At 65.6% G+C, this 23,086-nt stretch carries 23 protein-coding genes; 13 read left to right on the top strand and 10 right to left on the bottom strand.

Features of this window, described 5'->3' with window-relative positions:
- Positions 1-325 precede the first annotated feature (325 nt).
- Positions 326-1,495, top strand: a complete 1,170-nt coding sequence (locus tag AB0L63_RS08995; protein ID WP_364496792.1) for an FAD-binding oxidoreductase — start codon at positions 326-328, stop codon at positions 1,493-1,495.
- Between the two features lie 39 nt (positions 1,496-1,534).
- Here the strand turns inward: AB0L63_RS08995 and AB0L63_RS08990 are convergent, their stop codons facing one another.
- From AB0L63_RS08990 to AB0L63_RS08975, 4 genes are all read right to left on the bottom strand, one after another.
- Complete coding sequence (locus AB0L63_RS08990; RefSeq protein ID WP_364496789.1) at positions 1,535-2,311, bottom strand: FAD-binding oxidoreductase; 777 nt, start codon at positions 2,309-2,311, stop codon at positions 1,535-1,537.
- A gap of 8 nt (positions 2,312-2,319) precedes the next feature.
- Positions 2,320-3,477 (bottom strand): FAD-binding oxidoreductase, encoded by a 1,158-nt coding sequence (locus AB0L63_RS08985; protein WP_364496786.1) that lies wholly within the window; start codon positions 3,475-3,477, stop codon positions 2,320-2,322.
- Between the two features lie 205 nt (positions 3,478-3,682).
- A complete protein-coding gene (locus AB0L63_RS08980; RefSeq protein WP_364496784.1) occupies positions 3,683-3,823 on the bottom strand; it encodes a hypothetical protein in 141 nt (46 codons plus the stop codon).
- A gap of 45 nt (positions 3,824-3,868) precedes the next feature.
- Positions 3,869-4,804, bottom strand: coding sequence for an NADP-dependent oxidoreductase (locus tag AB0L63_RS08975; RefSeq protein ID WP_364496781.1), 936 nt, complete (start codon positions 4,802-4,804; stop codon positions 3,869-3,871).
- 224 nt (positions 4,805-5,028) lie between these two features.
- Between AB0L63_RS08975 and clpB the strand changes: the two genes are divergently transcribed.
- The 7 genes from clpB (at position 5,029) to AB0L63_RS08940 (ending at position 13,172) form a co-directional block, all read left to right on the top strand.
- Positions 5,029-7,587, top strand: coding sequence for an ATP-dependent chaperone ClpB (gene clpB / locus AB0L63_RS08970; protein ID WP_364496778.1), 2,559 nt, complete (start codon positions 5,029-5,031; stop codon positions 7,585-7,587).
- A 277-nt stretch (positions 7,588-7,864) separates the two neighbouring features.
- Complete coding sequence (locus AB0L63_RS08965) at positions 7,865-8,698, top strand: DUF5666 domain-containing protein (RefSeq protein WP_364496776.1); 834 nt, start codon at positions 7,865-7,867, stop codon at positions 8,696-8,698.
- Between the two features lie 56 nt (positions 8,699-8,754).
- The gene (locus AB0L63_RS08960; protein ID WP_364496773.1) at positions 8,755-9,861 is read left to right on the top strand and encodes a hypothetical protein; all 1,107 of its coding nucleotides are present in this window, start codon (positions 8,755-8,757) and stop codon (positions 9,859-9,861) included.
- The gene (locus AB0L63_RS08955; RefSeq protein WP_364496770.1) at positions 9,858-10,673 is read left to right on the top strand and encodes an SDR family oxidoreductase; all 816 of its coding nucleotides are present in this window, start codon (positions 9,858-9,860) and stop codon (positions 10,671-10,673) included. The genes AB0L63_RS08960 and AB0L63_RS08955 overlap by 4 nt, the downstream gene beginning before the upstream one ends.
- 5 nt (positions 10,674-10,678) lie before the next feature.
- Positions 10,679-11,245, top strand: a complete 567-nt coding sequence (gene pyrE, locus AB0L63_RS08950) for an orotate phosphoribosyltransferase (RefSeq protein ID WP_364496768.1) — start codon at positions 10,679-10,681, stop codon at positions 11,243-11,245.
- Positions 11,246-11,392: 147 nt separating this feature from the next.
- Positions 11,393-12,460 carry a beta-ketoacyl-ACP synthase 3 gene (locus tag AB0L63_RS08945; RefSeq protein WP_364496765.1) on the top strand — a complete coding sequence of 356 codons (1,068 nt, stop codon included), beginning with the start codon at positions 11,393-11,395 and terminating at the stop codon, positions 12,458-12,460.
- Positions 12,453-13,172 (top strand): lysoplasmalogenase, encoded by a 720-nt coding sequence (locus AB0L63_RS08940; RefSeq protein WP_364496762.1) that lies wholly within the window; start codon positions 12,453-12,455, stop codon positions 13,170-13,172. The genes AB0L63_RS08945 and AB0L63_RS08940 overlap by 8 nt, the downstream gene beginning before the upstream one ends.
- Here AB0L63_RS08940 and AB0L63_RS08935 read toward each other — a convergent pair.
- Together AB0L63_RS08935 and AB0L63_RS08930 are read right to left on the bottom strand one after the other, a co-directional pair.
- A complete protein-coding gene (locus tag AB0L63_RS08935; RefSeq protein ID WP_364496759.1) occupies positions 13,150-13,602 on the bottom strand; it encodes a hypothetical protein in 453 nt (150 codons plus the stop codon). The two genes, AB0L63_RS08940 and AB0L63_RS08935, sit on opposite strands and share 23 nt — an antisense overlap.
- Positions 13,563-14,099 (bottom strand): Scr1 family TA system antitoxin-like transcriptional regulator, encoded by a 537-nt coding sequence (locus AB0L63_RS08930; protein WP_364496917.1) that lies wholly within the window; start codon positions 14,097-14,099, stop codon positions 13,563-13,565. The genes AB0L63_RS08935 and AB0L63_RS08930 overlap by 40 nt, the downstream gene beginning before the upstream one ends.
- A 171-nt stretch (positions 14,100-14,270) precedes the next feature.
- Here AB0L63_RS08930 and AB0L63_RS08925 point away from each other — a divergent pair, with 171 nt between their 5' ends.
- On the top strand, positions 14,271-15,596 hold the full coding sequence (locus tag AB0L63_RS08925; RefSeq protein WP_364496757.1) for a helicase associated domain-containing protein: 1,326 nt from the start codon (positions 14,271-14,273) through the stop codon (positions 15,594-15,596).
- Between the two features lie 132 nt (positions 15,597-15,728).
- On the opposite strand, the gene AB0L63_RS08920 is transcribed toward AB0L63_RS08925, so the two are convergent.
- The gene (locus tag AB0L63_RS08920; protein WP_364496755.1) at positions 15,729-16,382 is read right to left on the bottom strand and encodes a response regulator transcription factor; all 654 of its coding nucleotides are present in this window, start codon (positions 16,380-16,382) and stop codon (positions 15,729-15,731) included.
- A complete protein-coding gene (locus AB0L63_RS08915) occupies positions 16,379-17,746 on the bottom strand; it encodes a sensor domain-containing protein (RefSeq protein ID WP_364496752.1) in 1,368 nt (455 codons plus the stop codon). Before AB0L63_RS08915 ends, AB0L63_RS08920 begins: the two co-directional genes overlap by 4 nt.
- 95 nt (positions 17,747-17,841) lie before the next feature.
- Here AB0L63_RS08915 and AB0L63_RS08910 point away from each other — a divergent pair, with 95 nt between their 5' ends.
- The 3 genes from AB0L63_RS08910 (at position 17,842) to AB0L63_RS08900 (ending at position 20,237) form a co-directional block, all read left to right on the top strand.
- Positions 17,842-18,180: a DUF4190 domain-containing protein gene (locus AB0L63_RS08910; RefSeq protein ID WP_364496750.1), complete on the top strand. Its 339-nt coding sequence runs from the start codon at positions 17,842-17,844 to the stop codon at positions 18,178-18,180.
- Between the two features lie 170 nt (positions 18,181-18,350).
- Positions 18,351-19,031: a TrmH family RNA methyltransferase gene (locus AB0L63_RS08905; protein WP_364496747.1), complete on the top strand. Its 681-nt coding sequence runs from the start codon at positions 18,351-18,353 to the stop codon at positions 19,029-19,031.
- A gap of 117 nt (positions 19,032-19,148) precedes the next feature.
- The gene (locus AB0L63_RS08900; protein ID WP_364496914.1) at positions 19,149-20,237 is read left to right on the top strand and encodes a glycoside hydrolase family 76 protein; all 1,089 of its coding nucleotides are present in this window, start codon (positions 19,149-19,151) and stop codon (positions 20,235-20,237) included.
- Positions 20,238-20,240: 3 nt separating this feature from the next.
- Here AB0L63_RS08900 and AB0L63_RS08895 read toward each other — a convergent pair whose 3' ends face one another.
- Together AB0L63_RS08895 and AB0L63_RS08890 are read right to left on the bottom strand one after the other, a co-directional pair.
- Positions 20,241-20,933 carry a DedA family protein gene (locus AB0L63_RS08895; protein ID WP_364496745.1) on the bottom strand — a complete coding sequence of 231 codons (693 nt, stop codon included), beginning with the start codon at positions 20,931-20,933 and terminating at the stop codon, positions 20,241-20,243.
- A gap of 11 nt (positions 20,934-20,944) precedes the next feature.
- Entirely contained in the window at positions 20,945-21,673 is a 729-nt protein-coding gene (locus AB0L63_RS08890) for a VTT domain-containing protein (protein WP_364496742.1), read from the bottom strand.
- A 256-nt stretch (positions 21,674-21,929) separates the two neighbouring features.
- On the opposite strand from AB0L63_RS08890, the gene fbaA reads away from it, so the two are divergent.
- A complete protein-coding gene (fbaA, locus tag AB0L63_RS08885) occupies positions 21,930-22,964 on the top strand; it encodes a class II fructose-bisphosphate aldolase (protein ID WP_364496739.1) in 1,035 nt (344 codons plus the stop codon).
- Positions 22,965-23,086 lie beyond the last annotated feature (122 nt).

Here is a 23,086-nt window from a genome sequence, read left to right as displayed (position 1 = left end):
GGCCGGATGCGCGGTCCCGGATTGTGGGTTGCCGCAAGGTCGCTCCGAGAACCCGAGCAGGATGAATCTTGCAAATCGGTCCTTGCGAATTCGTTGAATATATGGCCGATTTCACCGTCGTATTCGTTCTTTCGGTTTGTTTCCAAGGGCTTTCGTGGTGCAGGTCCTCGTTTCGGGAAATTACATGGGTGATGTTTATTGCGAGTGATCCCGTAGCTGGCAGACCTCGCCTACACTCGTTCGCATCGGCTGCTGCCGAGTGTCCCGCAGCACTTCACTCGTCGGCACAGGTTTGTGTTCGATTGCAAAAGGGGTTGTGACACAAATGGATTCGCGGACCGTCGCTTCGATAAGAACAACGTTCAAGGCGGTTGCTGCCGAGGAGGATGGTCCGGCCAGGCTAGCCAGTTCGTTCTATACAATCTTGTTCACGAACTATCCCGCCGTTCGGGATTTCTTCCCCGCAGCGATGGATTCCCAGCGTGACCGGTTGGTCAAGGCCATCTCCTACGCGCTGGATCGGCTCGAGGAGCCGGATAAGTTATTGCCGTTCCTCGCTCAACTCGGGCGCGATCACCGCAAGTACGGGGTGCAGGCCGCGCATTACACCGCCGTGGCCACCTCCTTGAAGGCCGCGATGCGGATCTTCGCGGGCACCGAGATATGGACCGACGAGGTCGACCGGGCCTGGGATGAGGGCCTGAAGATCATCGGCGACACCATGATCGGCGCGGCCGAACAGGAATCGACGCCGCCGGTCTGGTCCGGGACCGTCGTCGAGCGCCGCGATGTGCTGCGCAATCTCGCCGTGGTGCGGCTGCAATTGAATCAGCCGATGCAGTACGCCGCGGGCCAGTACATCAGCGTGCAGATCCCGGCCCGGCCGCGCATGTGGCGCTATCTGTCGCCGGCGGTGCCCGCGAATGCGAACGGGGAGATCGAATTCCACATCCGCGGGGTGCTCGGCGGCTGGGTCAGCCCGGCCATCGTCGGCCACACCGATATCGGCGACCAGTGGCTGCTCGGCTCACCGCTCGGCGGACTCGGTGTGCCGCGTAATGCGGAACACAACATGCTGATGATCGGCTGCGGTACCGGCATCGCACCGCTGCGCGCCCAGCTCATCGCGATGGCGCAGCGTCTCATCAATCCGCGGGTGCACCTGTTCGTCGGCGGCCACCATCCCTGCGACCTCTACGATCTGGAGATCCTGAGCCGACTGGCCACCGCGAATACGTGGCTCACCGTCACACCGGTCACCGAGAGCGATGAAAACCCGTGGTGGTACCTGGATTCCGGCGCACCGGAGCGCATCTGGCCGGGCCTGGAAGCCCGGGTAACCGGCCAGATCGGCAAGGTCGTCGCGAGCTACGGCTCCTGGGCCGGCCGGGATGTGCAAATCGTCGGAGCACCCTCGATGGTGCAGACCACGAAGTTCCGTCTCATGGCCGCCGGAACGGAAGCCAAGAACATCCGGCACGACCCGCTCTTCTGAATTTTTGGCCGCACGGTCGCGGCGTGTTCGCGGCGTTGGCTACAAGCCTTCGAATTGGATTCGCGCAGGGGGGGTTCCGGTTTTGACGAGCCGGTCCACTGTCACGCGGACCATATTGGGTGAACCGCAGACCAGCACCTGCTGGTGGTCGAACGCACCGTGTGAACCGACAACTTCGGCGAGCGTGCCGAAGAGCATATCGTCGAGCGGGAATCCGATATCCACGCGCGATTGCTCGTACCATTCGTCGACCCACCCAGGATCCTCCGGGCTCTCGACCACGGGAATCACCGTGAGCCAAGGCAATTCGTTCGCCAAGAGGAACAGCATGTCATCGGCGTACAGATCGCGTGGGGAGCGGCCGCCGATGAACAGGTAGGTGGGCGGCGGATCCTCGTGGCGGGCGAGGTCGAGAATCTGGGAGCGCATCGGGGCCAGCCCGGTGCCGCCCGCGATCATCACCACCTCGTCGCCGTACGGGTCGACGGCGAAAGTGCCCAGGGGAGTGCCGATCTGCCATTCGTCGCCGGGCCGGGTGTCGGCCACGATACTGCCGCTGCACCAGCCGCCCGGCACGGTGCGCACATGGAATTCCAGCTTGCCGTCCAGCGACGGCGGCAGCGCGGGGGAGAGCCGCCGGCGCATACCCGGATGCTGCGGCACCCGGACTTCGACCGATTGACCCGCGAGAAACGGAACATACTCGCCGATCAGGCGGATCACCGCGATGTCGTGGCGCAGCCGGTGGTGACCGACAACGGTCGACTTCCAAACGGGTGCCGCACCATTGCCGTGCGGGCTCGGATCAAATGTCATTGCTTCTCTCAAACGGGATCTGAGCTGATTACCGACTCGGGGGTACCCACCGCCATGAGGGCGCGGCGGGTGTCGGCGATCATGCGGGCCGAACCGGCGATCTGGATCTGCCGGTCGGCCCATGAGCCGAAGCTGGCGACGACCGCGCCTAGATTTCCGATCAGGCGGCGGTGCATGCCGTACGGCTCGTCCTGCGCTGGATGCGGATACCACCACGGGTTGGTCTTCTGTTCGCAGACCGGGACCACGGTAAGCCACGGATTGCTCTGCGAGAGCTGCCACATGTTCTCCACGTCGTACAGATCGCAGGGGTAGCGGCCGCCGATGAAGAAGTGCACCCGCGGATTGATGCCGCGCTGCCCCATCTCGATCAGCTGGGCGCGCAGCGGGGCGATGCCGGTTCCGGCGCCGATCAGCAGCACGTCACGGCCGCTGTCGCGATCGATGTGCAGACCACCGAGCGGGCCCGCGATCATCCACCGATCGCCGACCTTGGTTTCGTTGACAATAGCCGGGCTCACCCAACCGTTGCGGATCTTGCGGACGTGGAATTCGATCTCGCCGTAGGGATTCGCGGGAATCGCGGGCGAGAGATAGCGCCACATCTTGGGGCGCTGCGGCAGCGAGACCGGCACGTACTGTCCGGCCTGATACGGAATCGGGCTGTCGGACTGCAACCGCACAATGGCCAGATCCTCAAGCACCCGGCGATGGCCGACCACGGTCGCATCCCAGTAGGGCTGCGATTTATCGGAATTGGCGCCGATGGCCATGGAGGCCGAGATGAGGATGGTGATATCGCGCCAGCCCTCCTCGAGCGCGCGATTCCACATCGGACCATTGACCGCCCGGAAGGCGGCGAGCAGCGCAGGGCCCGCGATGTCGTAGTGCGCGGCGATCACCCCGTACTTGCGGTGATCGCGCGCGAGCTGTTCCAGGAAATTCTGAGCCCGGCTCCAGTCCTCGAGATTGTCGAGCACGTAATGGATGGCGGTCACCAACCGCTTCGCCTGCATCTCCATCGCGGGCGGAAACAATTCCCGCAGCTGTGGCTTCTCCGCAAACAGGTAACTATAAAACGCACTAATCAACCGCTCGGGTCCGTTCGGTGACTCGATCACCGATCGGAAGTTGGCGCGGACCAGCGCTGCCGAACGCGCATCCACGACGTGGAGCTTCCTTTCCCTCAAAATCTGCCCAGGGAGATGCCGGTAACCGGCGGTCCTCCGCCGACAAGTATCCCTGAAATCGCGTGGTCGTGTGGGTATGGCCGATCACGCCCGCGCCAACGGTAATCCGTGGGCAAATCGGGGCTGCTATGGGCCTGACATGCAGGGTATCGCGACCTCGGTCGCTCCGGGTTACCGCCGGTCAACTCGCCACATTCGCGCGCACCGCGGACGCGACCGATTCGGCGTAGCGATGGACCTGGTCGACGCGGTCGCCCTCGGTCGGCCAGGAGATGAGGCCGTCGATGCGCTGGTCGCGATGCAGCGCGGACAAGTCGTCCACCCAGCGCTCGGGCGGCCCCTCGAGGAAGCCGTAATCCGTGCCGGCTCAGATGGCCAGCACGGTCTTGCCGCGCGCACCCGTCGCGCCGATGACCGAAGGGCCGTGGTCCAGCGGGACGGTCGCGTCGATCGGCACGACCACATCACCGGCGGCGACCCGATCGAGCAGGCGGGCCAACTCCGGTCCACGCCCGAAGGATTCGATATTGCCGCCGCGAATGCCGCGATCGCGAAGTGCGTCCGGATCGGCCGACCAGATGGTGGAGTAGACCGTGCCGCCGTCGCGGACCACCGCGGTGAGTTCGGCCAGCACTTCGGGTGGACTCACCAGATCGAACAGCGCGTCGACGCCGCCGGGATGTGCGGCAGCGACCTGTTCGGCGACCGGTCCCCGGGTGTAATCGATGGTCTCGGCCGCGCCGAGCCTGGTCATCTGATCGGCGGCCCCGCCGCGCGCCGTCGCGATGACGTGCGCCCCGGCGATATTCGCCAATTGCACCAGGAAGGAGCCGACGCCGCCGGTGGCGCCGACGATCAATACCTTCTGGTCCGGCTCGATCTGGGTGGCGTCCACGATGTCCTGCGCGGTGACACCCGCGGTCGGCAGGGCCGCCGCCGTGACGGTGGGCATTCGGTCCGGGATCGGGACCAGGGTGGCGTCCTCGGGCAGTACCGAGTACTCGGCGAAGCTGCCGTGGCCGACCGGTGGGAACAGAAACTTGCCGACAACGCGGTCGCCGACACCGAATTTGGTGACGCCGGGGCCGACCGATACCACCGTGCCCGCGCCGTCGACACCGAGGATCATCGGGAAATCGTGCGGCAGCTTGCCATCGAGAATGCCGTCGACCATCTTCCGGTCGAAGGGGTTGACACCGGCCGCCTCGATTTGGATCCGGACCGCCCCCGCGCCGGGCTCGGGCGTCGGCATCTCGGCCAGTTCGGGTGTTGCTCCGAAGCTTCGTATCACGATCGCGCGCATCCATCGCTCCTCTAGTCGGGCTGGATTGTGCTGCATCAACCAAAGGCCAAACGCCATCGTAGGCACCGCGGTGCCATAGACCCGGTGTTTGATGCCATTCGGCAGTGTCGCGGCGTAGCGTTCGAGTCGAGTCTGATCAGGTGCCCGAGAAATCAAAGTTGAGTGGAACAGACTCAACCTTTCGGACGTTGGATAGTGCGAATCGACTAGTAGGAAGGTGAGTTGTGGACTCGTTCAATCCCACCACCAAGACCCAGGCGGCCCTGACCGCAGCCCTGCAGGCCGCCTCGGCCGCGGGCAATCCGGAGATTCGCCCGGCGCACTTGCTGGTGGCGTTGCTTGATCAAACCGATGGCATCGCCGCCCCCTTGCTCAAGGCCGTCGCGGTAGACCCGGCGACGATTCGTGGCGAGGCGCAGGACATCGTGGACAAGCTGCCACGAGCGACCGGGGCGACCACCACACCCCAACTCGGCCGCGAGGCCCTGGCCGCGATCACCGCGGCCCAGCGCCTGGCCACCGAACTCGGCGACGAATACGTCTCGACCGAACATGTCATGGTCGGCCTGGCCGAGGGCGATTCGGATGTAACTATGCTGCTGCAGAAGTACGGCGCGACCCCCGAGGCGCTGCGCGAGGCATTCACTGCCGTGCGCGGCAGCGCGCGCGTGACCAGCCCGGATCCGGAGGGCAGCTACCAGGCACTGGAGAAGTATTCGACCGATCTCACCGCGGCGGCCCGCTCCGGCAAACTCGACCCGGTCATTGGGCGCGATACCGAAATCCGCCGTGTCGTACAGGTTTTGAGTCGGCGCACCAAGAACAATCCGGTGCTCATCGGTGAACCCGGTGTCGGCAAGACCGCGATCGTCGAGGGCTTGGCCCAGCGCATCGTGGCCGGTGACGTGCCGGAGTCGTTGCGCGGCAAGTCCGTTGTCTCGCTCGACCTGGGCGCGATGGTGGCCGGTGCGAAGTACCGCGGCGAATTCGAGGAGCGGCTCAAGGCCGTACTCGAAGAGATCAAAAGCAGTGCGGGACAGATCATCACATTCATCGATGAGTTGCACACCATTGTCGGCGCCGGTGCGACCGGTGAATCGGCGATGGACGCGGGCAATATGATCAAGCCGATGCTCGCCCGCGGTGAGCTGCGCCTGGTCGGCGCCACCACGCTGGAGGAATACCGCAAATTCATCGAGAAGGATGCCGCCCTGGAGCGCCGCTTCCAGCAGGTACTGGTCGGCGAGCCGTCGGTGGAGGACACCATCGGCATTCTGCGCGGCATCAAGGAGCGCTACGAGGTGCACCACGGTGTGCGCATCACCGACTCCGCGCTGGTCGCCGCCGCCACCCTCAGCGACCGCTACATCACCTCCCGGTTCCTGCCGGATAAGGCGATCGACCTGGTCGACGAGTCGGCGTCGCGGCTGCGCATGGAAATCGATTCGCGCCCAGTGGAAATCGACGAGGTCGAGCGCGCGGTGCGCAGGCTCGAGATCGAAGAGGTCGCGCTGGAGAAGGAGACCGACGCGGCATCCAAGCAGCGCCTGGACAAATTGCGCCAGGAACTCGCTGACGACCGCGAGAAGCTCAACCAGCTGATGACCCGCTGGCAGAACGAGAAGAGCGCCATCGATCAGGTCCGAGTCCTCAAGGAGGAGTTGGAATCCCTGCGCGGTGCATCCGAACGTGCCGAGCGCGACGGCGATCTGGGCAAGGCCGCCGAACTGCGCTACGGGCGTATCCCGGCGCTGGAGAAGCAGCTCGCCGAGGCCGAAAAGGCCTCCGCGACAGCCGGTGACGGCGAAGTCATGCTCAAGGAGGAGGTCGGCCCCGACGATATCGCCGAGGTGGTCTCGTCCTGGACCGGTATTCCGGTCGGCCGGATGATGGAGGGCGAAACCCAGAAGCTGCTGCGGATGGAACAGGAGCTGGGCAAGCGCGTGGTCGGTCAGCCCGAGGCGGTGCAGGCGGTTTCCGATGCGGTGCGCCGGGCACGCGCCGGTGTCGCCGATCCGAACCGGCCGACGGGTTCGTTCATGTTCGTCGGCCCGACCGGTGTCGGTAAGACGGAGCTGGCAAAGGCGTTGGCGGACTTCCTGTTCGACGACGAACGCGCCATGGTTCGCATCGATATGAGCGAGTACAGCGAGAAGCACGCCGTCGCTCGGCTCGTCGGCGCTCCGCCCGGCTACATCGGCTACGACCAGGGCGGTCAGCTGACCGAGGCGGTGCGGCGTCGGCCGTACACCGTCGTGCTGTTCGACGAGATCGAGAAGGCGCATCCGGATGTCTTCGACATTCTGCTGGCCGTACTCGACGAGGGCCGCCTGACCGACGGCCAGGGCCGCACCGTCGACTTCCGCAACACCATCCTCATCCTGACCTCGAACCTGGGTGCGGGTGGCGACCGGGAGTTCGTCATGAACGCGGTCCGCTCGGCCTTCAAACCGGAGTTCCTGAACCGCCTCGACGATGTGGTCATGTTCCATGCCCTCGATGAGGAGCAGCTGGAATCCATCGTCGATATCCAGCTGGACCAGCTGCAGAAGCGGTTGTCGCAGCGCAGGCTGAAGCTGGACGTCAGCGATTCGGCGCGGTTCTGGCTCGCCGTGCGCGGTTACGACCCGGTCTACGGCGCCCGCCCGCTGCGCAGGCTGATCCAACAGTCCATCGGCGACACCCTCGCCAAGGAACTGCTCGCGGGCGAGGTCACCGACGGCGACACCGTTGCAGTCAATGTGACCCCGAACGGCGAGGGCCTGATCGTCGGCCGCGGCTGACATAGGCGGCCCGGCCCGCGATCAACCCGCAGCCGGGCCGCCCTCAGCGGTCACAACGGAGTGAGTCTTACCAGCGAGGAGTTCGCGGGCCGCAGTCTCGCACCTGAGTTGTCGAAGTGCACGCCGCAGTCACGGAACTCGACCGTCCAGGTGTGCATCCATCAAGCGCCGAACGCCCCTCCATCAACGACCACCACGGAGCGAGTCTTACGAGCGAACACGCCGCGCCCGCGCGGCCGAAGATACAGCAAAACTAACAGAGCCTACCCTGGAGGTCATGAGTAATCCCAACGATCCTTGGGCACAGCGACCAGAGGATGCGCCGACGGAGCATATCGGTCCGCCGGGTAAGTCGGGATTTCAGCAGCCCTCGCATTCGGTGCAATACACCGAGGCGTATGGCCACGGCGATGCGACCGCGGTCTATCCGTCCGCCGAGCAATTCGATCCGTGGGCGCCGCCGCCGGTAAATGCCACCAAGGAATTTCCGCCGTACGACAGTCAGGTCCAGTGGGGCGGGCCGGACGGTGGCGCGTGGCAGGAGCCGACCCAGGTCGGTGCATATGGCCAGCCCGGCGCCAGTTATCCGCCCGGACCGCCGGGTGCACCGCTACCTCCTGAGCAGCAACCACCACGGAAGCGCAATACCGGCTTGTGGATCGCCTTGGGACTGATGGTGGTTCTGTTGATCGGCGCGGTCAGCGTCTTCGCAGGTGCGGTGCTCGGTGGTAGGGGCGGCTCGTCCAGCAGCGCCGCGAGCACCTCGGCCTTCCCGACGGCGGGCCGACCCTCGCACACCAGGCCCCCGGCCGGTCCGTCGTCCCCCCAGGTCCTCCCGAGCATTCCGGGACTCGGCGGCATCGATAGCCTCGGCTCGACCATGGGTACCATCACCGCCAATACCGGTGGCCAGTTGACCCTCGACACCATGGGTGGATCCGCCGTGACGGTGCGCACCACCGATAAGACCCAGGTGATCTCGTTGACCGGGTCCAAGCCATCCGATCTTCGGGTGGGTGACATGGTCCTGGTGCAGGGCGATAAGGCCGCGGATGGTTCGATCGACGCGAAGATCATCATCAGTACCGCACTGCCCGGGGGCACGCGGTGAAATATCAGCGGGTAGTAATGCGCAATGGCCCTGTCGGCTCTATAGGGTAGGCGACGATGACGGCAATATGGTTCGGGTTGGCGGCGATCGCGCTCGTTGGTGCGATCGTGCTGCTGTATTTCGATCGGGTCCAGCGACAGCGGACCGGTCATGCGCGCCAGGTGTGGGCGAAGGCCCAGGGCTATACCTATGTGTCGGTGGAACCGGCGCTGGCGTCGACGTGGCGTCGCGGTGCGTTGGCCAAGCTCGGCTACCTATCCGCGGTGGATGTGGTGTCCGGTATCCGCAAGGGCGAGAAATTCGTCCTGTTCGATCTGGAAGACGCGGCGACGCTGGTCGCGGTGCGCAGGCAGATCGGCTCCGATATCGATGTGGATATGCGGCTCAAGACCGCGTCCCCGCCCAAGGACGCCGATCTGGAGCTGCTCGGCGCGATCGGGGACCGGGTGGTGTTCGCGACCAATCCGGAGATCGCCAGGCACGCCGTCGACCAGCGCATGGTCGCCTTCATCGAATCGCTACCCGATACCGTGCAGATGCTGTGGAGTGAGGGCAACTGGACCCTCGGCATGCTGAATGTCGGGACGGTGGCCAAGGATTGGGAGACCGCCATCGATGCGGTGCTTCGCCTGTCCGGTCTGTTGCATGTGTTGCCGCCGGTGAGCGAGGTGCGTGGGGAGGATTCCGGCGGTCACGATCCGGGGCGACCATACCCGCGCAAGTCGCGCTCGGATGATCGGGAAGAGACCGAAAATCCGGTGGCCGCGCGGGTAGCGTCGGCGGATCTGCGCAAGGGCGCGGACTTCGACGACGCGGATTCGGCCTACGGCGAATCGTCTTATGACGAAGACGATTTCGACCGGCCGAAGTACCGGGAGTACGCCGACGACGACTACGACGACGAACCGGTAACCCCGGAGCCGCCGCGCCGACCCAGTCTCGCCGTTGTCCCGGACTCTCGCTCGCGGGCCCGCGACGAGCGTTGGGCAGCGGAAAGCGAGGACGACTGGCCGCAGGACCGCCCGGATCAGCGCAAACCCGCCAAGCCCGAGCCCATCGGGTCCGAGCCGGATGCGGACGAGTGGCCATCGGGCGAGCACCGACCGCCCGGCGGTCCGTTCCACCCGGGATTCCGCCCATATCAGGGACCCGTGCCACAGTGAGCGGGCATAGCGCCCATCCCACACGCCTGCCCGGTGCCACCCGCCCCGTCGCCCTGATCACCGGACCGACCTCCGGTATCGGGCACGGATTCGCGGTGCGCCTGGCCGCACTCGGCTATGACCTGGTGCTCGTCGCCCGCGACAAGGAGCGGCTGAATGCACTGGCCGCGGAATTGGAGCGCAAATTCGCAACCCGTTCGGAGGTGCTGGTCGCCGATCTGGCCGACGCCGAGGATCGGGATCGGGTGCTGGCACGCGCCGCCGACGGCATCGAATTCCTGGTCAACAATGCCGGATTCGGCCAGTCGGGGGAGTTCTGGACGCAGCCGCCCGCCGCGGTCCAGGCGCAACTCGATGTCAATGTCACGGCGGTGGTGCAGCTCACCAGGGCCGCGCTGCCGTCGATGATCGCGGCCGCGAAGGGTTCGATCGTCAATGTGGCCAGCGTCGCTGGTCTGATTCCGGGACGCGGCTCCACCTACTCGGCCTCGAAGGCCTACGTCGTATCCTTCACGGAGGGGTTGGCGGGCGGACTGGCGGGAACAGGGGTTCGGGTGCAGGCCCTGTGCCCCGGATTCGTGCATACCGAATTCCATGAGCGGGCCGGTATCGAGATGTCCTCGCTGCCGAAACAGCTGTGGTTGACCGTCGACAAGGTGGTCGCCGTTTCGCTACGTGATCTGGAGAAGAACCGGGTACTCAGCGTGCCCGGTGTGCAGTACAAAGTGCTCACCACCGTCGCCGGGATGATCCCGCGAGCCCTGGCGGCCCGACTCAATCGCGGCATATTCAACGCACGCGGAAGGACTTGACACACATGATCGACCAGGCGAACAAGGTGGCCGTTTCGACCGACGATCGCGACCGATTGGCCGCACTCGTGCGCGAGCTCGCTGTTGTACACGGCCGGGTCACGTTGTCCTCGGGCAAGGAGGCCGACTACTACATCGACCTGCGTCGCGCCACCCTGCACCACGCTGCCGGACCGCTGGTCGGCAAGCTGCTGCGCGAACTGGTTGCAGACTGGGATTTCGAGGCCGTCGGCGGGCTGACCATGGGCGCGGATCCGGTCGCGCTGGCCGTCATGCACGCACCAGGTCGTCCGATCGACGCCTTTGTGGTGCGTAAAGCCGCCAAGACGCACGGCATGCAGCGCCAGATCGAGGGCCCGAACATCGTCGGCAAGCGGGTGCTCGTCGTCGAGGACACCACGACCACCGGAAATTCGCCGCTGACCGCTGTGCGCGCACTGCGCGATGCCGGTGCGACCGTGGTCGGCGTCGCGACCGTGGTGGACCGGGAGACCGGTGCCGATCAGGTGGTCGCCGCCGAGGGCCTGGAGTACCGGTCCATCCTGGGATTGAAGGATCTGGCCCTCGGTTAAGCTGCGAATACGGTCCAGGGTCGCTATCGCTGGTGGTTGGAGCTTCGCAGAGCTCTGAAACGCCGACAGTGGTGTGACTCGATAACAGGACGCATCCGTCGAGCGCATCGAATCGTTCGAGACAGTGAAGGGTCGTGTGAGTTACCTGTGGTGAGCATTGCAGTAAATAAAAGCCGTGCGAATGTCGCGATGCTCGGCATTGGTGCTTACCGTCCGAAACGCCTGGTCAGTAATGAAGAGGTGTGCGAGGTTCTCGACTCGACCCCGGAGTGGATCTACGAGCGCACCGGTGTGCGCAACCGCCGGTGGATCAGCGGTGACGAAACGTTGCAATCGATCGCGGCGGCCGCCGGCGAGCGGGCGATCGTCAACAGCGGTATCGACCGCTCCAAGATCGGCGCGCTGATCCTGGCCACCTCGAGCTGGTTGACGCTGACCCCGCACGGCGCCCCCAAGGTTGCCAATGACCTGGGGATAAACGGTATCGCGGCCTTCGATCTGACCTCCGGCTGCGGCGGCTTCGGCTACGGCCTCGGCGTCGCCGCCGACCTGATCCGCTCCGGATCGGCTGAGTATGTGCTGCTCATCGGTGCCGAGACGATGACGGTCGGACTCGATCCGACCGATCGCGGCACCGCGATGATCTTCGGCGACGGTGCGGGCGCGGTGGTGGTCGGCCCGAGCGAGGAGAACGGTATCTCCCCGACGGTGTGGGGCAGCGACGGCGAGAATGCCTCGGCGATCGAGCAGGATGTCAACTTCCTCGAATATATGCAGAAGGCACAGCGGATGCAGGGCACCGATCCGGCCGTCGAGCCCCTCGGCCGGATGTCGCTGCGGATGCAGGGGCCGCGGGTATTCCGTTGGGCGGCGGTCACTTTGCCGCGCGCGCTGGCCTCGGCGCTCGAGGTCTCCGGTGTCGCCACCGACGATATCGAGGTCTTCATTCCGCATCAGGCCAATGCCCGCATCAACGAGCTGATGAAGAAGAACCTCGGGTTGGCCGATGACACCCCGGTGGCCAATGACATCGAGAACACCGGCAATACCTCCGCCGCCTCGATCCCGTTGGCCATGGAGGAGATGTTGGTGACCGGCAAGGCCAAGGGCGGTCAGATTGCCTTGCTGCTCGGCTTCGGCGCTGGTTTGAGCTATGCGGGTCAAGTGGTTACGTTGCCGCCCGCCCCGAAAGAGCCGAGCTTCGACTGTGACTGATTTGCAGCGTCCATTCCGAGTCGCGTTCCTGGTGGCCGCGGCGGCGACCGTGTACGGCGCGGTCACCGGCCGGGAAAAGGTGCAGCTGGTGGCGAAGCCGCTGTTGATGCCGCTGTTGGCGGCGGATGTGGCCACCGATCGGGCGGTATCGGATCCGGTCGACCGGACGGTTCTGCTGGGTTCGCTCGGCGCCGCGACCATCGGTGATGTGCTGTTGATCGAGCCGGACAATGATCGACGGCTGATTGCGGGGGCGTCCTCGTTCGCGGTGATGCAGACCGGATACTCGGTGCTGTGGTGGCGCCGCGGTGGGCGGCCGCGTCCGGAGATCGCCGTTCCCCGCGTGCTGGCCTGGCTCGGCGCGGCGGCGCTGATGCGGGCCAAGGCGCCAACGGTCGCGGCTGCGTTGACGGCCTATGGTGCGACGCTGGGCACTGCGGCGGTGCTCGCTTCCGATCCCGGATTGGCGCCAGGCGCGAAAAATATTGCCGGACTGAATATTCCGAGCACCGATCCGCGTAGTCGGCTCGGCCTCGGTGCGTTGCTGTTCACCGTTTCCGATGGGTTGATCGTGTTGCGTCGGCTGTTCGCGCGCAGCGAGCGGTCGCGCCGGATCGCGGAGGGTGTCATTCTGGCCACCTACGCGGCGGCGCAGTACCTGTTGGCCGATCCGCGCGCACACGCGAAAGCTATTGACCCAGAACGAGAATGATCCGATCGCGATTGCGCGGATCGACCCGGATGGAGATGGTCTCGCCGACCGCGAGCCGCGGCTTATCGGCCGGGGTGACATCGAAAACGATGGTGCCGCGGTAACTTTCGGATCCCGGCACAACGAGCTCCAGATCGAATTCGGTCAGCTCGGTGTGATGATCGGTGCGCTCGAGTGTATGCGCGCCCTCGATGGTCGCCCACCCCTCCAGCCCGTGCCGCCACAGCTGCCGATCCGCGCGCGATGGCCGAGCGGTCAGCAGCATGCCTATGCCGACACACGATCCGAATAGGCCGACCAGCGCGACGATCTGGTAGGGCTCGGTCCCCGGCGGCGTATGCGGTAGCAGCCAGCCCAGCCAGAATCCGAGCACCATCAAATACCCGGCCGTCACCCCGAGCACTGTGCGGAGAATGCGTGCGTGATCCATGCCAGCCTCCACCCGACTGCCTGCACCTCAAGGATAGGGCCGGCCACTGCAGCGTGAACGCGCTTGATCACAACCGTGACCTGCCCGTTCTCAGCGCGTGAATTAGTGCGCGGGAGCTGCTCTAGTGCGGCTGGTCCGCCTACCGCAATGGGCCTTATATATCGGATTCGCGGAGGTGTTCGAGGGTGTGGTTGATCCAGGTGGTGAAGGTGGCTGCGAGGTCGGTGGGGGTGGTGGGCCGCACGGTGATGTGCGGACCGTGGAACCACCACGGTGAGGTTCAGCGGATCTTCGCCGTCGAGCCGTTCTTGACGGCGCAGCCGTGCCCGGACACGCTGCTCCGCTTCGGCTGGTTTCGTCGCGACCACCGACGAGGTCAACGCTCGGATATAGTCCTCGGACTGCAATAGTCCTGGGATAACGCCGCTTTCGTAACTGTTGATGCTCAACGCGCCATGTTCGAGGCCGAAGTACCGCAGCGTCTCGTCTCCGAACAATGCGGAATACTGGTTCCACCAGCCACGCTCTTTGGCTGTCGCCCGTAGAGCGAGCAGTTCCTTCTGATCGGCGGCGTTGAACTCCAGCAGGTCCAGCAGGATTCTCAACTTGTTCTCGGTGACTTTCGTGCGGGCCGGTTACCCGAAAAGCGGGCCGCGAAACTGGCCGAATTGGGCATCACCTGGGCGCCGTTCACCAGCGAGTGGGCGGCGTGGCTGGCCGCGCTGGGCGAGTTCCGGGCGGCACACGGGCACAGCGATGTGCCGTACGGTCATATGACCGCCGACGGGCGCGCGCTCGGGACCTGGCTGAGCGCATGCAGTCGCAGGCACCGCACCGGCGAACTCTCCGCCGAGCGGACCGCGGCGCTGGAAGCCCTCGGGGTTGATTGGGATCGGGGCGCCAGCCGCCGCGAACACCGGTGGGAGACGGGCCTGGCCGCGCTGCGTGAACACCACGCGCAGACTGGTGACGCGAATCCGACTATCTATTACGTGACGGCTGACGGATTTCCGCTCGGCCAGTGGCTCAACGATCGCCGCGAGGAGCGCAAAGCCGGGCGGCTGCCGGACGATCAATTCATGATCCTGGAAGTCCTTGGGGTGCAATGGCATCCGGCCATCAGCAAACGAAACAGTCGGTGGGAGAGCGCCCTTGCGGCGCTGACGACCTACCGTGGGCATTATGGGCACACGAACGTCCACGCCACCTATATGACGCCGGACGGGTTCGGCCTCGGCAAATGGCTGCATCGGCGGCGCGGCGAGCACCGAGCCGGGACATTGCCCGCCGATCGGGTGCGCCAGCTCGAAGCGGCGGGCATCGACATGGCGGCCGAAGGCTGGGGCCGCCAGCTGTGGATGCATCATCTGGAGGCGCTGGATCAGTTCCGGCGCGAACACGGCCACGCCAACCCCGTCCAGCGCTACCGCGCTCCGGACGGCTTCCTGCTCGGTACCTGGATCGGCAAGTGCCGCAAGGGCTATCGCGACGGGATGCTGAGCGCCGAACAGATCGACGAGCTGCGGGCGCGCGGCGTGGACCTCGATCCACAGCCGGGTGGCGGCCCCCAGCGCAAGCAAGCACGATGGGAGTCAGGGCTGCGGGAGCTGACGGAGTTTCGCCGCGCACGTCCGCACGCGACCATCGCCTCCGCTCACATCACCGCGGACGGGTTCCGGCTCGGTGCCTGGCTGGCGGACTGCCGACGTGATTACCGCGATGGACGACTGTCCGCCGAACAGGCGGCCGCCCTTGCCGCGCTCGGCGTCGACCTGCACGCCCGGCGCGCCGCTTGGGCGGACCGGATCGCCCAGCTCGCCGAGTACCGGCGCGAGCACGGTACGGCCGACCTGCCCCGCGACTACACCGTCGACGGCGCCCCGCTCGGCGCGTGGCTGTCGAAACAGCGCACCAAACTCGCGCGCGACCAGCTCAGCCCAGCCAGAGCCGCGCAGTTACGCGCGCTCGGTGTCGGATCGGCGACGCGGGGTTGATCCGGTCGCGGATCAGGCGGCGTCGGTCTTCTCGACGCGAGCGACGAACCGCAGTTCGAGTGCGTGCGCCAACCGGTCCAGCATGCCGCAAACGTGTCACACACTGGCTGCCAGCATGGCGGGCGAGCCGACTCAGCCCTTCAGTCGCAGGACCGCGAGCACCCGGCGGTGATGGGTGTCCGATGGCGGCAGATCGAGTTTGGTGAAGATATTGCCGATATGTTTTTCCACCGCGCGCTCGGTAACCGTGAGTGCGGTCGCGATCGCATTGTTCGACAGTCCCTGTGCCATCAGTTCGAGGACCTCGCGCTCGCGGGGGGTGAGCCGGGCGAGCGAATCCTGTTGGCGTGCGGCACCCATCAACTGACTCACCACCTCCGGGTCGAGTGCGGTGCCGCCGGTGGCGACGCGGTCCAGGGCGTCGACGAAATCGCGGACGTCGGCCACCCGATCCTTGAGCAGATAGCCGACGCCGCTGGCGCCGCCGGCGAGAAGTTCGGTGGCATAGCGGGTTTCGATCCACTGGGAGAACACCAGCACTCCGGTGAGCGGATATTTGCGGCGCAACTCGATGGCCGCGAGCAACCCCTCGTCGGTGAAGGTCGGCGGCATCCGCACATCCACCACGGCCACGTCGGGGTTGTGGGTACCGACCACATCGCTCAAGGTGGTGGCGTCGCCGACAATGGCGACCACCTCGTGCCCGCGCTCGGTCAGCAGCCCGGCCAATCCGTCGCGCAGGATCACATTGTCCTCGGCGATGACCACCCGCAACGGCGTACTCATTGTGGACCGGCCATCGGCAGCAGGATGGTCACCACGGTCGGTCCGCCGGTCGGACTCTGCACCGTCAGGGTGCCGTCCACCGCGCGCGCCCGCGTGGCCAGTCCGGAAAGTCCGCTGCCCGTAACGTGTTCCCCGTCCGTCGGCTGCGGTACACCGCCGATTCCGTTGTCGCGCACCGAGACCGCGATGGTGCGTGCATCGGTCGGCACTACCGACACCCACGCACTGCTGGCGCTCGCATGTTTGACCACATTGGTGAGCAGTTCGGCGACCGAGAAGTAGGCGATCGCCTCGATGGCCGGATTCGGCCGCTGCGGCAGGTGGACGCGCAGCTCCACCGGAACGGCGCACCGCGAGGCCAAGGTCTCCAGCGCGGGCGCCAGCCCCAATTCGAGTGCGGGCGGATGTATTCCGCGTACCATTTCGCGCAATTCGGTCAGCGCCTCCTTGGCATTGGCGTGTGCATCGGCGATCAGGTCGCGCGCGTCGCCGCCGAGGGCGATCCGCTCTTCGGCCCGGCCCAGGGCCATGGCCATGGTGACCAAGCGCGCTTGCGTGCCATCGTGCAGATCCCGCTCCACCCGGCGCAGCGTCGCCGCCGAATCCTCCACCGCAGCACGTCGGCTCGCACGCAATTCGACCAGCTGCCGGTCCCGCGCCGTCGCCGACAGCAAGGCAATGGTGAGCAGCCCGTGCACCCAGCACACCGCGCGCAGCAGCCAGGGCAGTGCGAAGCAGCCGATAATGCCGACCGCGGACATCAGCAGCACCCTCGGCCAGGTGTCGATATAGAAGGATCCGAACTGGGCCAGCGAATGGTGCGCGACGCCGTTGTCGTCGATATTCGTCGGGTTGAACAGCACCCACGGGATGGGCGAGAGCGCTATGAATACCGTCACGGCGACCACGATCAGCACAAGATAACCGCCGACCACACCGATTACGGATTGTGCCAACAGGAACAGCACGGCCCGCCAACTCGCGCGATCGGTGAACGCGCTCTTCAAGAATCCGAAAAAGCCCGGCCGCGAGGCATACGGCGGCGGCGCGTCCACCGGCGTATCCAGCAGATCCCTGGCCAGCGCGCGGTACACCTTCGCCCACAGCCGCCCACCCAGAAGCATCAGTGCCAGGATCGGAATGCCGATGAGGAGGAAGATCGAGGCGAATAACCCACCGCCGAAGCCGAAGAACAAATAGCAGACGGCGAGCATGCCGATCGCGAAAACGGTGAATACATAGACGAGTTGCTTCCAGGTCCGGGCCTGGAAGGGCGCCCGCAGCACCGCGCGCAGCACCTTTCGCGCGCCAGGACCGGCCGGGCCGGTGGGCGCGTCGAGCACGAGGGTTTGTGTCTCGGTCATGGACTCCATGATTGTCGTGGTCGCGGTGGCATTCGATCGAGCTGACCGCCGAATCCGAGGTGTGGCCAGCTACACCACCAACTACCATCCTGCCCATGAACTATCCGCCGCCACCGCAGTACGGTTCGCCATACGGCTACCCGGCCTATGGTCCGCCGCAGGATCATCCGCAGGCCATCACGATCATGATCCTCGGGATTCTCGGCCTGCTGCTGTGTCAGTTCCTGGGTCCGGCCGCGTGGGTGATGGGGCGGAAGGCGCTCAACGAGATCGATGCGTCCGGTGGTGCCCTCGGTGGTCGCGGCACCGTACAGGCCGGGTACATCTGCGGCATGATCGCCTCGATACTGCTGATCCTGACCGTTCTGTTCATCATCCTCATGGTCGTGCTCGCCGCAATCGGCGTACTCGGCGCCTCGTCCTCGACCTACTAGGTGTCGCCGGATTCCGGCCACGCGATGGCGGAATTCGATGTGCGGCCCTCGCGGGTCCCTCCGTGGGCGCGTATGCCCTTCCCGTAGTACCCCCGTCGACGGCCCGCCGACTGTGCCTCAGAGCCCGTCCGCTCACGCCGCAGGGTACGGCCGGAATTAGCATCGTCGGGGTGAACCACCCCGCGCCGGATACGGCCGAGCTATCAGGCCCCACCGAATGGGGCGAGCACCCGCACGGTGTCGGACCGTGGACGCAAGAGCACGGGGATGCCCCGCCCGAGGATCCCCGCTACGACCCGGAACTGCTCGCGGGCGGTGACCGCCGCAATGTCGTCGACGCCTACCGCTACTGGTCGCGCGAGGCGATCATCGCCGATATCGACCGCCGCCGACATCCGTTCCACGTCGCCATCGAAAACTTCGGCCACGATGCGAATATCGGCACCGTGGTGCGCACCGCCAATGCCTTCGCCGCGGCCGCGGTGCACATTGTCGGCCGGCGGCGCTGGAATCGCCGCGGCGCCATGGTTACCGACCGCTATCAGCACATCGAACATCACTCCGATATCGGCGAGCTACTCGCCTTCGCGCAGCGGGAAGATCTGACCGTGGTCGCGGTGGACAATGTGCCGGGCTCGGTTCCGCTGGAAACAGTCGAGTTGCCGCGCCGCTGCCTGCTGCTGTTCGGGCAGGAAGGGCCGGGTGTCACCGAACATGCCAAGGGTGCGGCCGCGCTGACGGTTTCGATCGCGCAGTTCGGTTCGACCCGCAGTATCAATGCCGGAGTCGCGGCCGGCATCGCAATGCACGCATGGATTCGGCAACATGCCGATTTGACGTCAGCTTGGTAACGAAAAGATCGGTATTAATCGGCTCGAAGCTGGCACCATTGACCCATGACCTCGCCGAGACCGGATACCGCGCGCGATGCAGCCCCCACGCCCGTGCTGTGGTCGGAGCGCGCGGATATGGCCGAATCCGCGATCATCTCGCGGCACCTACGCACGCTATGGGGCGTGCCCGGTACCGAATTGGGTGTCGTCGGTTGGCCGGCGACGCGTCGTGAGCGGGCCTTCACGTCCTGGCACTACTGGTGGCAGGCACATCTGATCGACTGCGCGGTCGATGCCGCCAACCGGGTGCCGACGCCGATGCGACGCAAGCGAATCGCCGCGATAGCGCGGGCACATCGGCGGCGCAATATCACCGGGTGGACCAATGACTACTACGACGATATGGCTTGGCTGGCAATCGCTTTGGAGCGGGCCGAGCGAACCCAGGGCATTACCGAGGCGCGCGGCGGCCTGATCGCACTCGAGCGGGCGCTGTACGGCGCTTGGGATCCGGCGGGTGGCGGTGGGGTGCCGTGGCGGGTCGACTCCGACTATTTCAATGCCCCCGCCAACGGACCGGCCGCGATCGCGCTGCTGCGCCTCGGCCGCCATGTCCGGGCGCAGGAAATGGCGGACTGGATCGATGCGACGTTGTGCGACAAGGAATCCGGCCTGATCCTGGACGGCATCCACTTGCCCTCCGGCGAGATCGAGCGCCCGACCTACACCTACTGCCAGGGCGTGGTGCTCGGCCTGGAGGCGGAGCTCGCGGTGCACACCGGCGAGCAGCGCCACCGCGAACGGGTGCACCGACTGCTCACCGCGGTCGAGGAGCAGATGACCACCGATGGGGTGATCACCGGCGGCGGTGGCGGCGACGGCGGCCTGTTCAATGGAATCCTGGCCCGCTATCTCGCCGTGGTCGCGCTGATGCTGCCCGGCGATGAGCGCGACCAGGTGGCCGATCGGCGGACCGCGGCGGCCATTGTCCGCGCCAGCGCCGCGGCGGCCTGGGCGAACCGGCTCGAGCTCGAGGGGGAGCCGCTGTTCGGGCATGACTGGAGCAAACCCGCCCAGTTACCCGGCGGCCCGTCCGGTGCCGGACATTTCACCGCGGGCGGTTCGGTGACCTCGTCGCAGGTGCCCGAACGCGATATGTCGGTGCAACTGTCGGGTTGGCTGCTGATGGAGGCGGCCTACCAGGTCAGCGCCGCCGGGCTGTAGGCGTCAGCACTCGGTTTCCAGTATGGCGATGGGTACGGTGTCGAGATCGAAATCCTCGGCGGGTTTGGCGATCTCCTGGCGGTAGTGCCGGATACCGATGCCGGTTCCGATGATCAGGCCGACCACCAGGGTGCCGATGACTCCTGGCATCAGCCACGGCACCCGATCCAGGAAACTGCCCGCGTAGTAGCCGATGAGCAGTAGCACCGGCGCCCAGATGACGGCGCCGACGCTGCTGGCCAGGGTGTACTTGCGGTGATCCATTCGCGCTGCGCCCGCGACCATCGGGCACAGCGTGCGCACCCAGGGGATCCAGCGCGAAATCAGCACCGCGAGGAAACCGTGCCGCTGCAGCAGTTCGGTGACGCGCGCCAGATTGCGGGTGTTGATGTAGCGGCCGTTCTTCCTGGCCACCAGATGATGGCCGGTGCGGTGCCCGATGACGTAGCCGACCTGGTTGCCCGCGATCGCCGCGAGCATCGCGCCGATGGACAGCGCCCAGACATGGGCTTCGCCCGTGGCATTGGCGGCCATCACGATGCCCGCCGTAATCAGCATCGAGTCACCGGGCAGGAACAACCCGATGATCAATGCGCATTCGAGGAAGACGAAGGTCAGCACCACCGTCCAGACGAGCGCGGGCCCCGCCGAGGTCAGCGGATCGAAACTGCCCACTGCTAGGGGCAACTGCGCCATGGACACCGGGCTCAGTGGGTTGGCTCGTTCGTCGAGGCGGTCAGCGCGGCATCGTGCTGAGCGGCCTCGTCGGTGTCTGATTCGCGGTTGAGCACCTTCTTGGCGACTGCGATGATGCCGGGCAGGATCGAGATCAGGACGATGAGCAGGAAGATCGGCTCGATGTTCTTGCGAATGAATTCGATATTGCCGAGGAAGTAGCCGAGCACCGTGACACCGCCGCCCCACAGGATGGCGCCGACGATGTCGAAGGTGACGTACTTGCGGTAATCCATCTTGGATACCCCGGCCAGCACCGGCATGAACGTGCGCACGATCGGCACGAATCGGGCCAGGATGATCGTCTTCGGCCCGTGCTTTTCGAAGAAGGCGTGCGTCTCGGTGACGTAATGCTTTTTGAAGAAGCGGGTGTCTTCCTTGTGGAACAGTGCGGGCCCGATCGCCCGGCCGATCCAATAGGCACATTGATCACCGGCGAACGCGGTCACCATGACGGCGGGCAACAGCAACCAGATCGACACCGGCGGATTGTCCGTCGCGGACAGCAGGCCGCCGGTGAATAGCAGCGAATCACCCGGCAGGAGCGGGAAGAGCAGACCGGTCTCGATGAAGACGATCACCAGGATCGCCGGCAGTACCGCGTTCTTGAGCCACGTCTCCGTGAGCAGGTGCAGCGGGTCCAGCAACTGGGTCAATGCGACGTTGCTAGTCACCGATTCGGTCGCTGCCAGCAGTATCACGCGGCCTCCTGTCCCGGGTACGGCTGGCCACATTGCTTGCCACCGCATCGGAAGCTGCCAGCGCAATTACCCGGCCAACAGTACCGGGTCCAACTGAGAAACCTCTTGCTGTACGAAAAGTTCGATTTGTCCGACCGGCCGGTCCATCTTGTCGACCCGCCGCACCGAGCGGTCCCCGCACGTCGGTCGAAAGCCCGCTGGCCTACTCTGAGGACTGACAGAATTGTCTTTTGCCGCACAACACGGAGGTCTTCAAGTGCCCATCGCGACTCCGGAGGTCTACGCCGAGATGCTCGGTCGGGCCAAAGCGAACTCCTTTGCCTTCCCGGCCATCAACTGCACCTCCTCGGAAACCGTCAATGCGGCCATCAAGGGCTTCGCCGACGCGGGTAGCGACGGCATCATCCAGTTCTCCACCGGCGGCGCGGAGTTCGGCTCCGGCCTGGGTGTGAAGGATATGGTCGTCGGCGCGGCCGCACTGGCCGAATTCGCGCATGTGGTCGCCGCGCGCTACGACGTGACCATCGCGCTGCACACCGACCACTGCCCCAAGGACAAGCTGGACACCTTCGTGCGGCCGCTGCTCGCCATCTCCCAGGAGCGGGTGAACGCGGGCAAGAACCCGCTGTTCCAGTCGCATATGTGGGACGGTTCGGCGATCCCGATCGACGAGAACCTGGAGATCGCCAAGGAGCTGCTCAAAGCGACCAACGCCGCGAACATCATCCTCGAGGTCGAGATCGGCGTCGTCGGCGGTGAAGAGGACGGTGTCGAGGCCGAGATCAACGAGAAGCTCTACACCTCCCCCGAGGACTTCGAGAAGACCATCGACGCGCTCGGTTCGGGCGAGAACGGCAAGTATCTGCTCGCCGCGACCTTCGGCAATGTGCACGGCGTGTACAAGCCGGGCAATGTGGTGCTCAAGCCCGAGGTGCTGGCCGAGGGGCAGCGGGTCGCCGCGGCCAAGCTGGGTCTGGCGGCGGATGCGCAGCCGTTCGATTTCGTCTTCCATGGCGGTTCGGGCTCGCTGAAGTCGGAGATCGAGGATTCGCTGCGCTTCGGTGTGGTGAAGATGAATGTCGACACCGACACCCAGTACGCCTTCACCCGGCCGGTCGCCGCGCATATGTTCACCAATTACGACGGTGTGCTCAAGATCGACGGCGAGGTCGGCAACAAGAAGACCTACGATCCGCGCAGCTACCTGAAGAAGGCCGAGACGGCCATGGCGGCACGTGTCGTCGAGGCGTGCAATGATCTGAAGTCCGCGGGTCGCTCGATCAGCGCCTGATCCTTTTACCTCCTGCGGTGTTCGCGTACGGCCCGGAGGCGGTAGCTTGCGTAACCACACGGCGACGCGAGCGACGTGCCCGCAGGAGGTAGCGGAGCGTAACCATGGAGGGCGCCGGGAGC

This window comes from Nocardia sp. NPDC051990, assembly GCF_040680755.1.
Lineage (GTDB): Bacteria > Actinomycetota > Actinomycetes > Mycobacteriales > Mycobacteriaceae > Nocardia.
The sequence above is the reverse complement of the archived record's forward strand: the minus strand, read 5'-3'. Positions and strand labels throughout refer to the sequence as shown.

Bases quoted from the DNA above. Each gene is read 5' to 3' on its own strand.
- AB0L63_RS08920 (WP_364496755.1), bottom strand. From the start codon at position 16,382: ATGAGTACGCCGTTGCGGGTGGTCATCGCCGAGGACAATGTGATCCTG.
- AB0L63_RS08915 (WP_364496752.1), bottom strand. From the start codon at position 17,746: ATGACCGAGACACAAACCCTCGTGCTCGACGCGCCCACCGGCCCGGCC.
- AB0L63_RS08900 (WP_364496914.1), top strand. From the start codon at position 19,149: ATGGCCGAATCCGCGATCATCTCGCGGCACCTACGCACGCTATGGGGC.
- pyrE (WP_364496768.1), top strand. From the start codon at position 10,679: ATGATCGACCAGGCGAACAAGGTGGCCGTTTCGACCGACGATCGCGAC.
- AB0L63_RS08910 (WP_364496750.1), top strand. From the start codon at position 17,842: ATGAACTATCCGCCGCCACCGCAGTACGGTTCGCCATACGGCTACCCG.
- AB0L63_RS08935 (WP_364496759.1), bottom strand. From the start codon at position 13,602: ATGGATCACGCACGCATTCTCCGCACAGTGCTCGGGGTGACGGCCGGG.
- AB0L63_RS08895 (WP_364496745.1), bottom strand. From the start codon at position 20,933: ATGGCGCAGTTGCCCCTAGCAGTGGGCAGTTTCGATCCGCTGACCTCG.
- AB0L63_RS08965 (WP_364496776.1), top strand. From the start codon at position 7,865: ATGAGTAATCCCAACGATCCTTGGGCACAGCGACCAGAGGATGCGCCG.
- AB0L63_RS08960 (WP_364496773.1), top strand. From the start codon at position 8,755: ATGACGGCAATATGGTTCGGGTTGGCGGCGATCGCGCTCGTTGGTGCG.
- AB0L63_RS08995 (WP_364496792.1), top strand. From the start codon at position 326: ATGGATTCGCGGACCGTCGCTTCGATAAGAACAACGTTCAAGGCGGTT.
- AB0L63_RS08975 (WP_364496781.1), bottom strand. From the start codon at position 4,804: ATGCGCGCGATCGTGATACGAAGCTTCGGAGCAACACCCGAACTGGCC.
- AB0L63_RS08990 (WP_364496789.1), bottom strand. From the start codon at position 2,311: ATGACATTTGATCCGAGCCCGCACGGCAATGGTGCGGCACCCGTTTGG.